Origin of the sequence: Paramylibacter ulvae (assembly GCF_014652655.1) — a bacterium.
Taxonomy (GTDB): Bacteria; Pseudomonadota; Alphaproteobacteria; order Rhodobacterales; family Rhodobacteraceae; genus Amylibacter; species Amylibacter ulvae.
Map to the genome: position 1 here is coordinate 1 of NZ_BMZF01000012.1, position 12,876 is coordinate 12,876.

Below are 12,876 nucleotides of genomic sequence, written 5' to 3' on the forward strand. Positions count from 1 at the left end.
CCGCCAACAAGGTTAAGATCCGCCGCCGTGATTTCCTACCCCCGTTGTCGGACATCCGAAAGATCGGCTTTGGCTGCTATTTCAAATCCTGCTTGATAGGTTATTTTGTTGGTACATTGCCAGGTGCGGGCGGCTCGATGGGGTCGTTCCTGGCCTATACCGAAGCCGTGCGCACCTCTTCCGAGCCGGAGACGTTTGGCAAGGGTAACCCTCAGGGCATCGCTGCGTCGGAAAGCGCAAACAATGCTGTCTGTGGTGGGGCCATGGTGCCTATGCTGACCTTTGGTATTCCCGGCGATCCGATCACCGCGATCATGCTGGGCGTTCTGGTGATCAACGGCATTCAGCCAGGACCGCAACTGATGGCTGATCAAGCTGGGCTAATTGCCCCGATGCTAGCCACGCTTTTGTTCAGCGCGGTGGTGCTGATCCCCCTAACGCTCTGGCTGATAGGGCCGTATTTCATCAAGATCGTATCGGTGCGCAAAGATGTGCTATATGCCGTGATCGCGCTTCTGGCCGTCGTCGGCAGCTACGTGGCAACTTATTCAACTTTCCAAATGTTCATGGCACTTGGAATGGGAGTTTTGGCCTTTTATTTGCGGCGCAATGGATTTCCAGTGATCACTATGCTGCTAGGTTACATCCTTGGGCCAAACTTGGAAGAATTCTTGCGGCGGTCTCTGGCATTGTCGAACGGCGACCCGACGACCTTCTTCACCAACCCCGATAGCCTGTTCTTTGTCGTGCTGACGTTGGTGTTCGTCTACTTTTTGGTGATCCGCAAACCTGCACCGAAGCCTGCAGCTATCAAAACCAAGTAGGTTTCAGCTCTCTGGCCATCCCTTTCCAAAGGGGTGGTCGCATGTATTTTAGGCTCGCGCGCGCCGCCACTGTATTTTATACTCAGATGCGGTTTATAAAAAAACTTGACGCGAACGCCCAACCCTCAAACAAGGAGATCACGTTGTCAGAGACAAGGCTACCCTCACTGGCAGATCAAGTATACGATAAGCTTCTGACCAAGATCCTCGAAGAGGAATACCCGGTACATAGTCGGTTGCCCACCGAAGAAATGCTGGCTGAAAATTTCGGCGTCTCGCGACCGATCATACGTGGGGCACTGTCTCGACTTCGAGACGATGGCATCGTACAGTCGCGCCGCGGTTCGGGAAGCTACGTTCTACGCCGCCCTGACCGCGAGTTGATCAGCTTCGTACCGCTGGAATCAGTTTCTGATGTTCAACGTTGTTACGAGTTTCGCATCGATGTCGAGGGCGCTGCCGCCGCTTGGGCGGCGCGGCGGCGCGACGACGAGGATCTGGCGGCGATGGATGCAGCCTATCAAGTGATGGAGCAGACCTATCAGCAAAACGCTCTTGGCGTAGATGCCGATCAGCGCCTGCACCTAACGGTAGCACGGGCGGCAAAAAACCCATTTTTCTCTTCAGTGCTGGAATCCTTGAGCGAGCAAATTGCCTATGGCGTTAAGTTGTCACGTTCCTTGACCCTGCTTGATGCTCCCGTCCGTCAAGAGCTAGTGTTGGCAGAGCACCGCGCTGTGCTTGATGCGATCCGCTTGAAACAACCCGAGGTGGCACAAGCGACGATGCGCCACCACATCACCGCCGCGAAGGATCGAATGTTCGTGGGAACGCAGGACGACTGACTCCACGACGAACCGGCCGATCAAGGCAGAAGTGATATAGGGTTTCTTGGTAAAACGAAGGGAAATATCTTCTTGGTTTTTAACAAGCGCTCAGCCTAGACAGATCGCCATTGATATCCTTCGCAACGAACGTCAGCTTGGATGACTGTTCGTATTTGAGCTAACTGATCTAATCGAGCGCCTCTATCTTGATGCCCTGTTCGAGCTTCAACAGCTGAGCGTCCCGAAGTCCCTCCCAGTCTTCAGCATTCGCACCACCTTGGCGCAAGTCCGGAGCTGTTAATCCCGTTGATGCCAAATCTTCGACCTGTAGTATCAACATCTCTTGGCGAGGGGCATCCGCTGGCACATAAGCAAATCGCGACCAAATATAGTCCTTTGGCACGGGAAAACCTCGTTCGTCTGTAAAGGAATAGTAGCGTTCCGAATCCGTCCCCGGTAAGCCGTTGCGAACCAGCCAATGACGACGGACCGGATCAGCATCCACATAGAATTCCAAAGGTCCGATGCGTATCGCTCGCGGAGCTGCGGAATAATCGTAACTCCCTTTGATGTCAGGCAGGATCGCCTCAAATTGAACATTGATCAAGGCTCGCGTTGAGCCATCCGGGTGCGACGACGCAAACATGTATTGTTCGGCTTCAGCCGTGCCATAGAGAATAAACCTTTGAGCACCGAGATATTCATATTCTGGTGGAAAAGTGATGCGCACGGATGGATGTTCATAAGAAGTAAGCGTGTTACCTTCGACAGTTCGAGTCAAACCCTCCATGCTCACGTCTGATGAGAACCGCCCGGAATGGCTATAATAGATCTTGTAGATGGCGTAGCCAACGGCACCAGAAACTCCAAGAACAAAGAGGGTCGTGGCTATCAAAATCCACTTTTTCACTATCCTGCTCCTACGTCATTAGATCTCGCTATCCGGTGCGGTATTATTAGCGACCAGCTTTGCGGTCTTCAATGCACAGGGCAGCCGTTATGAAACCCTGGTTCTGCTAAGTTTGTCGCCTTATTACGTGCAGTAACTATCGGCTCATGTTCAAAGCAGACACTGGGGGAGGAGGCAGAATGCCAGCTTCTGTCCCCATAACCGGTATTGGCGACGACATTGTTTCGAAAATACAGACATTTCTATTGTACAATAGAAGAAGCAACTTACCTAAAGCAAAGACTGCCTGCACGCCTATCAATCAACAATATTCCGTTAATCTTTATTATGTTAAATTTTATAGTTATTCAATTTTGGTGCAAAACATTCGCCGAATAAATAAGGTTAAAAGTAACCGCTCGTTTGACCTCACCTACCATAATCTAGTGTAATCTGCGATTTTTGGAATGCATGGGTCTCACGTGAACATCACTGACGGGCGCTACGTTTATATGCGAGCCCCCCAAAACCCCGAGAACAAGCCACTCTACCAATATACGCTGATGCCGACCCATATGCGCGCATCATTTGCGGTGGAAGACTTTTCGTTTCAGAAAGGCGCCATGACGATGAAGATCGAAAACGTCACATGGGTTACGCGTGACAAACAGTTCGATACCATGCTCTGGGATACGGAAAAGGACCCAAACCAAGTAAGTTGCCTCGACAATTCAAAGGTTGAAAGTTACCTAAAATCAAAAATGTTCGAACTCATGCTAGAAGTAGATACGCCAACGGAATAGTTTGAGAGATTGGGACTTATCGAATCCTAATCAATCTGACTTTATTCAGCTGTCTTTGAAAGATATTTGCTCATCTGATTTCATTCAAGCAGCAGACCCGCCGGATGGATCACAAAACGGCGCCCATTTGCCACGGCACAAATTCAACGCCGCCAAACCCTAGCGCTTCGCTTTTGGTTGCGGCTCCACTGGCCACCGCAATAAGCGTTTCAAAAATTTCCGCACCCTTATCGGTTAACGAACAACCATCGGCGATGTCGCCACAGTTGATATCAATGTCATCGCCCATACGCGCAAACAGATCCGAATTGGACGACAGTTTAATACAAGGTGTGGGTTTATAACCTGAAACCGAACCGCGCCCCGTCGTAAACGCGATCAAATTTGCACCAGACGCCACCTGCCCTGTGACCGAACATGGATCATATCCTGGACTGTCCATGAAAACGAAACCCTTGGTCGTCAATGGCGCGCCATAATCGAAAACACCTGACAGGGGCGCTTGTCCGCTTTTTGATACTGCACCAAGCGATTTTTCCAAAATCGTGGTCAACCCGCCGCGCTTGTTTCCAGGGCTTGGATTATTATCCATTTTCGCATCGTTGCATGCACAATAATCTTCCCACCATGACAAGCGATCGACCAATGCTTCACCAACCTCTTTTGTCACCGCGCGCGATGTCAATAAATGTTCTGCGCCATAAATTTCCGACGTCTCTGACAGGATCGACGTCCCTCCATGTTGAACCAATAAATCCGATGCAACCCCCAAGGCAGGATTGGCGGTGAAACCAGAATACCCATCCGATCCACCACATTGCATTCCTAACACCAATTCGGAAACGGGTGCGGGTGCGCGGCTGGTTTTATTGGCAAAACTTGCCAGCGATGCAAGGTGTTCCTGCCCCATATCAATAGTGCGTTTGGTTCCACCGGTTTGTTGAATGGTCATATAGCGCAACGCGCCGTCTTGTGTGATTTTGCGATCCCCGACAATTTCGGCCAATTGCAAAACTTCACAGCCAAGACCAACCAACAATATCGCGCCAAAGTTTGGATGATTTGCGTATCCTTTGAGCGTGCGCAACAAAATATCATACCCTGCCCCGCGATTGGCCATGCCACACCCGCTGTTATGAACAATGGGCACAATCCCATCGACATTAGGGTAATCATCCAACATCCCAGATTTTTCGCACGCTTCGGTGATGAAGCGTGCAACAGAACCTGAACAATTCACCGATGTTAAAACGCCAATATAATTGCGCGTCCCAACACGCCCATTGTCACGATGATACCCCAAAAACGTGCGGTCTTGGTCAACCACAGGCAACGGAACGGCCGCCGATGAATATGCATAATCAACGCTATGCGTGCTCATATCCATGTTGTGATCATGCACATGCGATCCTTTTTCAATCGCACATGTCGCCTGCCCAATGATTTGCCCGTAACGCAAAATATGCGCACCCTTGGCAACATCATCCGTCGCCATTTTATGCGAACGCGGGATTTCCATAACCGCGCCAGCATCACCAATTGCTAAGTTTTGCAAAGCAATCACAACGTTATCCGCCGCATTTAGACGCAAAATAGCAGGCTGGTTATTGGATGAACTCATATGATTTGGCTCCGAGTCATTGGGTCGTTTGGCAATCTGTCCATGCTGATATTCCAGATGTTATCGATCAAATTCACACTTGCAGAAATTTCCACACCCTCAAACCCATCATCCGTGGGGCGGATATCATCTGAGCGAATGCCAAAAACCAATTGATCGCCCACCTTTGCACCCGCGGGCATATCACAGGCAATTTCACCACCAGATAATTTAATACCGTTTTTGGTCACAACACATTCAATCAAATTCATCGGCGGGCTTCCCATGAAACCCGCAACGAATAACGTATCAGGATCATGAAAAACCTCGTCTGGTGTGCCTTGCTGTTCAATCCGTCCATCCTTCATGATAACAATTTTATCCGCCAGCGTCATCGCTTCGACTTGGTCATGTGTCACATAAATGATGGTATTCTTAAGCCGTTGGTGCAAGCGTTTGATTTCTGCACGCATTTGCCCGCGCAGTTTTGCATCAAGATTGGACAAGGATTGAACCAAACAAGCCTATTGATACACGATCTGGTAAACCGTGGATCGCCCCCCTGCCCCAGATTTGTTCAACGCGCCGATTTTGACCAGTTCATTCAAATCACGCGTTGCCGTTGCAACAGAAGTTTTGGCGATCTTCACATAGGACTTATTGCTGATGCCAAGATCAACACGCGTTGGCCCTTGTCCGAACAGGTTTTGCAACACCTGTATCTGGCGGTCATTCATTTGAGCCACAAAGCGAGCGAAAAATTGGTTGCGATGGGTTAAAAACAACGCTTCTTGCAAACCGCGCTCTGCGGCTGTTTCCAAACATTGCAAAAACCAGACGACAAACGCAGTTGCATCAATTTGCCCCTCGCCCAAAACCCGCCCCGCCTGCAAGGCCGCGTAATATCCTGTCTTGTCCGATTCAATCTGGCGCGACATCGAAAATGGCAATGCGTCCGTTTTGGCAAAGATGTTTTCAACAATCGCACGCCCGATCCGCCCGTTGCCGTCTGAAAACGGGTGAATGCTTTCAAACCACAAATGCATAAGCGCCGCAAATACGGGCACAGAGCGCCCCTGATGGCTATTCGCACCCGCAACCCAGTTTTTCATTGCATCGCCAACGCTGGCCGCAGGGATCGCGTTATAGAGGATTTCTTCTCGATCCGCGCGCGCCGACTTCACAATCACCATTTCGGATTGGCGCCAACGGCCCAAATCTTCGGCCTCGGTATGGGCGAACAGCAGATGATGCCAACGACACAGGGTTTGTTCATCCAGTTTTGTTTTCGGATCGCGTGCCTCTAACATCATTTGTGCCACGCGATCTGATCGCCGTGTCGCGCCATCCAGATTGCGCCCCGCCATGGATGCAATAACAGATTGTTGGATATCTTGTGCGCGCAGCGTTACGCCTTCTATCCCAAAACTATGCACGGCCTCTTGTGCAATTTCGCGCAACAAAATCTGTTCACGATCCGCCGGCGACAATCCAGCATGAACACCGTGCACACGCCCCAATCCATGCGAAAGCCGTGCTAAATACGGTTCGACAACGTTGTTATCGACACCAAAATTTGGCCAATATGGCGATTCCCAGATTTCTGTCATGAGGCGATTATTATCGTCATTCACCGCAAAAAACAATAAATTATGAGGAGAATAGGCGAATTATTCTCCTCAATACGGTAAACCTTCCCCGCAGGGAAGGTTTTTAATCGTCAAGCGCATCCAACATCTGTGCCACGGCTGCTTCCAATTTCAAACGATCCATCGCGGAAAAATCTTTGGGCAATCGAATTTCCAATCGCCCCGATGATGCCGTACATTTTGCGGCACCTTCAGCGCGGGATAATTGAAATGTTGTCTTGGCAACCCGCGCCTTTTTCGTGACAGGTTGTTTATCTTCGGTGGCATTTTTTGAATCACCCCCCTGCCCCGCATAACGGCGCAGCACGTCCAATTCAGCCGCGGATTTGCGCCCCAGTCGCGGCCCCAAATCCGCCTTGATCGCATTTGCCATCCAATCCTTGGATTGGATTTCCTTTAACACCGCAATCCCCAATGCGCGTGGAATATCCTGTGGAAAAATCAACGCATCACCCAAAGCATCCAACAGAGAAATGAAATTGCGGATATAACTGCGCCGCGCATAATTCGCCGATGAAAACAACTCTGCTACGGCCTTGTTCGGATCGTTCTGCGGCGTGTCCGGGTCGGCGGCGTAACGCATCGCAAGCTGTGCCATTTCAGCAAATGAAATATCCTTGCGGATCATATTTTCATCCACCATCTGGCGATACAAACCTTCTAGCGAATTACCCTGTGCCTGAACCGATGCAGGAATGCGCCCATAGGTTTGCGCATCATCCGTATCGCTCAACAATGCGCGATACGCGCTCAGGCGACGATAGCCTTGGATCAGTTCAAAACGCCCCTGCCCCGTTGGTTCAACCTTGATCGGATTGGACAGACCAATTTGGCTGATCGATGTTTTCAGCTCGTCCAATTCAGGATCGGCACCATCTGCCCGATCACGGGTTAATTTATCGGTATCGATCAGGTGCAACTCTATCTGTTCAACAATGAGGCCCTGTTTTTTCATGCGCACATGTTCATGTGCAAGCGCATCATTTTCTGCACGTATCGCTGCCTCTGTGTCGGCGCGTTCGCGATTGCTCGCAGCATTTTCATTGATCGCCGTTGCCATTGGGCCGCGTCGATTTTTTGATGGCGTCGGTGTTTCAACCACAGGTGGCAAATCATCTGTGGGCATTTCAATGTCAAACATTCTGCGCTTCTTGCTCATGCTTCATCCTCCAATTTCTGCCACGCGGCCAGAAAGGTTTCTTTGAATTCGTCGTAGGCCAAATCAAAACTGCCGCGCGCGCGCCGCCATGTGTCACGCGTCATGTCGCGGTAATCAATTTCGTAAATCGAGCTGAGGAATCGGCTTGATTGTTCTACCGCGCGGGTCATTTCGATTGGGTTGTCGGTTAATCTATCCCCAAAAACCTTTCGAAATGCTTCTACCATCGCACGGTGCAAATCATTGCTTGGCTCGTATCGTGTCACCAAAAAGCGGATGTCTTGGAATACCTTGGGCAATGAAACCTTCCCCGCGGGGAAGGTTTGTTCAAACCCAGCGCTGAGATCTTCCAACGCTTCTGCAAGCTGTCCGATGAAGCTGGTGGTGCTGTCATATTCCCAATAGCCAGGGCCAGATGGAATATACAAAAGGTCCGCCGCAAACACAGCATTCATGGATTGATAGCCAATCGCAGGCGGGCAATCGAAAATAATCAAATCATACGCATCATCAGGCAACGCATCCAAATAACGGCTAACCGCGGCAAAGAATGACCATTCGGGATTCATATGACGATATTGCGCCGAGGCAAATTCCACAAAGGCTGCATTGGCACAGGACGGCACAATATCAATTGTGGACCATGCGGTTGGCTTGATGAAATCATTGACGCGCAAATCACCCAAACCCATATCGGTGATCGCTGCAGGAATGCGGCGTTGGGGCAGGGCGGTTCCGCTTTCGGCGCCCACCGCAGCGGCATTTTGACGGTTGGTTTCGCGCTCCAAGTCACGCGCCATAATGCCCCAAACGGTGTGATCTTCAGAGACATTCGTGAGCCCCATTGAATGGCTTAGTGTAGCTTGTGGATCAAAATCAACGGCCAACACACGGTATCCATCAAGGGCGGCGGCATGTGCAAAATGAAGTGCAACGGTTGATTTTCCAGCACCCCCTTTGAAATTCGCAATCGCGCAGCGCACCGCACGTTTTCCCGCAGGGCGTTCTGGCATCATGCTTTGGCGGTTCACCTTCATCTTGCGGCGCAGCTCGTTCACCTCTTCCAAAGTATACCAGCGCTGGCGGCCATCTTCTTCGACCAAGCCTGCAGGCAAGGTCGGGTCACTGGCCAAACGTCCGCGAAAGGTGGATTGGTTAATTTTAAGGATCAGGCTCGCCACTTCCCAACTTGAAAAACGACGCAGCTTTTTATCCATTTCAGGGCTGAACGTCTGTTGACGGATCCAGTTTTGCATCTTTAATGAATTGGCTTGAAGCTCGCTTAAATCTTGGTGCGTGAACATTTTATAAATCCCAGGACGCTAATTTTGATTATTTTCGTAAATACGCCTAATTTGCAAAAATTGCAAAGATGTAATTCACTCAATTAAGGAAATTGCGAAAATAGGCTTTTGCCTTATCTATAGCGGGTAAATGATCGAAACCGATTCGCAAACAATTGCGTTGTACAGGGAACAATGGCTGCGGGGTGAACACAAAATATAGGGGACACCAAATCACCGAATACCGCACAATGGGTGACACGAATACGCCAATAGGGGACACGTTGAGAGTCACCCTTTACCAATAATACCTTTCTTTTATATTTGATTTGGAAAAATTCTGGGGGAATGTTTCGGTATCCCTTGACAGAATCGGATCGCTCAACGCAAATATGAGGAGGTTGTTGAAAAGCGTTGGGAAACAGGCTAATCAACAGTCACCAAGCAAGACAGTTGGCAAAACTGCGAAAAGGGCGAGCAATGGCAATACGAAAGCCAGTGGGGCAGGGTGCCTCATCAAAGAAATACGATATTTTGACGGCTTTGTCTGTGCATGGTTTGTCGGCGGACAAACATGTTCAACGTCAAGTGTTGCGTATTATTGCGTTGATCACCAGTCGCTATAATTGGCGCGGCGATGAATTGTCGATGGGACACAAAGAAATTGCACGTCTTTGGGCGGTGGACCCGCGTACCGTGAAACGTGAAATGGCAAAACTGCGGGATAAGAATTGGATTGTTGTCAAACGCCAAGGCGCGCGCGGGCGGGTTTCGACATATGGAATAAACCTTGATCTGATCCTCAAAGATACACAGGAACAATGGCCCAATGTCGGGCCAGATTTTGTTGAAAGAGCAGGGGGGCTATTGCCCGCGCCCGCAAGTCCGAAGATTGTCAAAGTTGATTTTGGCAAACCGCAGCCCAAACCGATTGATATTCGCAAAGGCAGCTGGAGCGATGTCTGCGCAAGCCTTCGTGCAATTGATCCAGTGCGGTTTGAAAACTGGTTGGCACGCTTGGATTTTAAAATGATTGACGATGCCGTGCTCGTCCTTACCGCGCCAAGCAGCTTTATTGCGCAATATGTGCAAACACACCTATCTGATTTCATCCTCAAACAAGCGAGTGGCGCATATCCAGGGGTGAAATCATTGCGCGTTGAAACCTAGTGATTCAAGACTGTTCAATCATGAAAGCATCAAAGAATTTTGCAAGCTCTGCATGTGCTGTGACAGGCAAGATTGTCGCGATGTGTTGATCTGGTCTGACAATGACAACACAGCCGTTGGTGCGCTCGATCCCACGAAGATCATAGATATCATTGCCGTCCTGCGCTTGGAATACTTTTTCATAGTCACGCAGTGCGTATTTACCCTTGGCAGGCCAGAGATAGTCAGGAAGGTCATGCATTGACAAATCTTGTTGTTGAAAGACCGCGTAAGTATCAATCAAAGAGTCAATATCGCCATCTTTGGGTGTGTATTTTTTAACAGGAGAAGACGGGTCATTGGCCAAGAAATCAACGCATTGATATGCATCTGACGATGCTTGCCTTGGATCTTGGACGCCACCAAATAGAAAGAGGCGCCAGCGACCGTCGGCTTTGACGAGGTGACCCAAATGCTGGGTTCTGCCATCGGCCACGCGCGTTGCCTGTGCCGAGTGGAAGCGTTGCCCTATTTTAAGACCCGTCGCCAAATGTTGGTTTTCTTGTCCGGTACAAATGTAGGACGGGAAATATTCGATTGATGTGCCGCTTACAAAACCGCTTTGGCGTTTCATAAAGGCTTCGATCTCGGCTGTGCCGATTCTGGCTGAGTCTAAATTGCCACCAGCAGTGGGGCGCGTTGCGATCAATTTTGACAGCTCCTTATCCGCATCAATCAGTTGTTGCGCCACTTTGCGACGTTCGGTGCAATATGTGGCCAGCAATTTGGGATCGCTTTGGCCTTGCAAGACTGCGGCCATTTTCCAGCCCAAGTTAAAGGTATCGGGCAAGGATGTGTTTAAACCCCAGCCACCCTTGGGGCTGTGTGTGTGACAGGCATCACCAGACACAAAGGCACGCGGCATGACATCGTCTGAACTGTCGATGGGGCGGTTATCAAAGCGATCTGCAATACGTTGGCCCACCGAATAGATTGACCACCATGCCACCTCTTTGACGTCCAATGTGTAGGGGTGGAAAATTTTCTGTGCTTTGGCGATCAGGTCCTGTTCGGTTAGCTTGATATCGGTTGCGCGTTTGCCTTTGGCCATTGAATCCATTTCGACGTAAAAGCGGCAAAGATAACCGCCCTCGCGTGGGATGGTCATCACCGCGCCGTGGTCTTTGGATTGGATAAAGCTTTTGACGCGAATATCTGGGAAATCTGTGTTTAACAGAATGTCCATCACACCCCATGCTTTATCAGCGGAATCACCTTGCAACGAAATGCCAAGCCCCTTGCGAACGCTGCTTCTGCCGCCATCGCTCCCAACGATGAAACGCGCCTTGACCGTTTCAACCTTGCCAGCGCCCGCATCATCGGAGCGTTTGAATGTTGCGGTAATCGGATAGGCGTCGAGGTCTTGGGTAAGGGTATCGTCGATATCCAAATCAACCAATTCGCGGCTGTAATGCGGGCGCAGGTTGGTGATCGAATTTTTCATCCCGTCGATCAATATTTCATGCAGTCGTGCTTGGTTGACAATGCCGTGCGTGAATTCTGACAATCCGTCCCTTGCATCGCTGATTTTTTCAGTACGCTTGATGTTTTGTGGATTTGCGTCGTCTGGTTCCCAGAATGTGTTTTGTTTTAACTGATAGGTTTCTTTGACCACCAAGTCGCTGCTGTTAAAGGCTTCCATGATTTCGATGGTACGGCACGAAATGCCATCCGCGCGGCCAAACAGCAACGGACCATGTGCCATATCAACAATGCAGGTTTTGATGTCTGCAAATTCCGACATTTGCCGCGCCATGGTCAAACCTGCTGGGCCAGTGCCAATGATCAGCACGTCGATTTCGCTGGGCAAGTCTTCGATCGGGGGAATTGGGTATGGTTTTCTTGCTGCATCAGGAACCTGATAGTTACCCGGTTTGAACCCGTTTAGATGATATTGCATGATAACCTTCTCCCGAATGATCGTTCCGCATATGCCACAAGATCAGTTAATTGTCATGTTAACTATTATCGAAGGAAGTTGATATTCACAAGTATCCTTTTCACAATTCCTTGGTGCGATCTGGCACAGATATAGGGTGCGCGATCTTGCAGGATGCGCATTTGGTGGAGAATTCGACGTGGGTTTTGTTTATTGCGTGCGGACAACGCCGTTGCGATCAGGGGTTCGCATCGGGGTCCAGCCGGGCCAAAAGATCAAGTAATTCTTCGTATCCTTTGGGGCCGAGTTTTTCTTTGAACCCAGCGACGATCTTTAGCGCTTGGGGCGTGTGTTCATCAATAATCTGCTGACCATTTTTTGTGATTTCAATGAATTGTCGCCGTCTGTCATTGGTGTCGCGCGTTTGTGTCACAAGCCCCTTATCGCGCAAGGTTGCCGCGATCCGTGTGAGGCTTGGAAACATAAGACTGGATCGATTGGCCAGCGTTTTAGTATCCATGCGGCCAAATTCCGTTAAGACCCGCAAAACGCGCCATTGTTGTTCGGTAATACCCGTTGTTTCCAGCATTTCACGAATCGGGGACATCAGGCCTTCGCGTGCTCTGATCAGTGCAATCGGTAGAGATCGGGCCGTCGAAGGAAGTTGTTTTGTCATTGGTGCCTCAATTTATATATTCCCCCTCACTTGCACGAGAAAGAAGGTGTTGACAACGCATGTTAGCATTAATTAACT

The 12,876-nt window shown here is 49.8% G+C and carries 12 protein-coding genes; 4 read left to right on the plus strand and 8 right to left on the minus strand.

Annotated elements, in window-relative coordinates:
- Both IE094_RS14665 and IE094_RS14670 read left to right on the plus strand, forming a co-directional pair.
- Positions 1–824 (plus strand): tripartite tricarboxylate transporter permease (locus IE094_RS14665; protein WP_189641469.1); only part of this gene is annotated, 824 nt, incomplete at its 5' end.
- A gap of 41 nt (positions 825–865) precedes the next feature.
- Positions 866–1,669, plus strand: a complete 804-nt coding sequence (locus IE094_RS14670; RefSeq protein WP_229802369.1) for a FadR/GntR family transcriptional regulator — start codon at positions 866–868, stop codon at positions 1,667–1,669.
- Positions 1,670–1,838: 169 nt separating this feature from the next.
- Here the strand turns inward: IE094_RS14670 and IE094_RS14675 are convergent, their stop codons facing one another.
- Positions 1,839–2,561 (minus strand): hypothetical protein, encoded by a 723-nt coding sequence (locus IE094_RS14675; protein WP_189641470.1) that lies wholly within the window; start codon positions 2,559–2,561, stop codon positions 1,839–1,841.
- Positions 2,562–3,022: 461 nt separating this feature from the next.
- Between IE094_RS14675 and IE094_RS14680 the strand changes: the two genes are divergently transcribed.
- Entirely contained in the window at positions 3,023–3,343 is a 321-nt protein-coding gene (locus IE094_RS14680) for a hypothetical protein (RefSeq protein WP_189641471.1), read from the plus strand.
- 109 nt (positions 3,344–3,452) lie between these two features.
- On the opposite strand, the gene IE094_RS14685 is transcribed toward IE094_RS14680, so the two are convergent.
- The 5 genes from IE094_RS14685 to IE094_RS14705 all read right to left on the minus strand — a co-directional run bounded on the left by IE094_RS14685 (position 3,453) and on the right by IE094_RS14705 (position 9,055).
- Positions 3,453–4,964, minus strand: coding sequence for a UxaA family hydrolase (locus tag IE094_RS14685; RefSeq protein ID WP_189641472.1), 1,512 nt, complete (start codon positions 4,962–4,964; stop codon positions 3,453–3,455).
- On the minus strand, positions 4,961–5,449 hold the full coding sequence (locus IE094_RS14690; RefSeq protein ID WP_308429228.1) for an ABC transporter ATP-binding protein: 489 nt from the start codon (positions 5,447–5,449) through the stop codon (positions 4,961–4,963). Before IE094_RS14690 ends, IE094_RS14685 begins: the two co-directional genes overlap by 4 nt.
- Positions 5,450–5,467: 18 nt before the next feature.
- On the minus strand, positions 5,468–6,553 hold the full coding sequence (locus IE094_RS14695) for a Fic family protein (RefSeq protein WP_189641473.1): 1,086 nt from the start codon (positions 6,551–6,553) through the stop codon (positions 5,468–5,470).
- A 103-nt stretch (positions 6,554–6,656) separates the two neighbouring features.
- Positions 6,657–7,751 carry a ParB/RepB/Spo0J family partition protein gene (locus IE094_RS14700; protein WP_189641474.1) on the minus strand — a complete coding sequence of 365 codons (1,095 nt, stop codon included), beginning with the start codon at positions 7,749–7,751 and terminating at the stop codon, positions 6,657–6,659.
- Entirely contained in the window at positions 7,748–9,055 is a 1,308-nt protein-coding gene (locus IE094_RS14705; RefSeq protein WP_189641475.1) for an AAA family ATPase, read from the minus strand. The genes IE094_RS14700 and IE094_RS14705 overlap by 4 nt, the downstream gene beginning before the upstream one ends.
- Before the next feature lie 459 nt (positions 9,056–9,514).
- Between IE094_RS14705 and IE094_RS14710 the strand changes: the two genes are divergently transcribed.
- A complete protein-coding gene (locus IE094_RS14710) occupies positions 9,515–10,204 on the plus strand; it encodes a DnaA N-terminal domain-containing protein (RefSeq protein WP_189641476.1) in 690 nt (229 codons plus the stop codon).
- A 4-nt stretch (positions 10,205–10,208) separates the two neighbouring features.
- Here IE094_RS14710 and IE094_RS14715 read toward each other — a convergent pair whose 3' ends face one another.
- Both IE094_RS14715 and hpaR read right to left on the minus strand, forming a co-directional pair.
- The gene (locus IE094_RS14715) at positions 10,209–12,143 is read right to left on the minus strand and encodes an FAD-dependent monooxygenase (protein ID WP_189641477.1); all 1,935 of its coding nucleotides are present in this window, start codon (positions 12,141–12,143) and stop codon (positions 10,209–10,211) included.
- Between the two features lie 217 nt (positions 12,144–12,360).
- The gene (gene hpaR, locus IE094_RS14720) at positions 12,361–12,798 is read right to left on the minus strand and encodes a homoprotocatechuate degradation operon regulator HpaR (protein ID WP_189641478.1); all 438 of its coding nucleotides are present in this window, start codon (positions 12,796–12,798) and stop codon (positions 12,361–12,363) included.
- Positions 12,799–12,876 lie beyond the last annotated feature (78 nt).

Bases quoted from the DNA above. Each gene is read 5' to 3' on its own strand.
- IE094_RS14705 (WP_189641475.1), bottom strand. From the start codon at position 9,055: ATGTTCACGCACCAAGATTTAAGCGAGCTTCAAGCCAATTCATTAAAG.
- IE094_RS14710 (WP_189641476.1), top strand. From the start codon at position 9,515: ATGGCAATACGAAAGCCAGTGGGGCAGGGTGCCTCATCAAAGAAATAC.
- IE094_RS14695 (WP_189641473.1), bottom strand. From the start codon at position 6,553: ATGACAGAAATCTGGGAATCGCCATATTGGCCAAATTTTGGTGTCGAT.
- hpaR (WP_189641478.1), bottom strand. From the start codon at position 12,798: ATGACAAAACAACTTCCTTCGACGGCCCGATCTCTACCGATTGCACTG.
- IE094_RS14715 (WP_189641477.1), bottom strand. From the start codon at position 12,143: ATGCAATATCATCTAAACGGGTTCAAACCGGGTAACTATCAGGTTCCT.
- IE094_RS14700 (WP_189641474.1), bottom strand. From the start codon at position 7,751: ATGAGCAAGAAGCGCAGAATGTTTGACATTGAAATGCCCACAGATGAT.
- IE094_RS14670 (WP_229802369.1), top strand. From the start codon at position 866: ATGTATTTTAGGCTCGCGCGCGCCGCCACTGTATTTTATACTCAGATG.
- IE094_RS14685 (WP_189641472.1), bottom strand. From the start codon at position 4,964: ATGAGTTCATCCAATAACCAGCCTGCTATTTTGCGTCTAAATGCGGCG.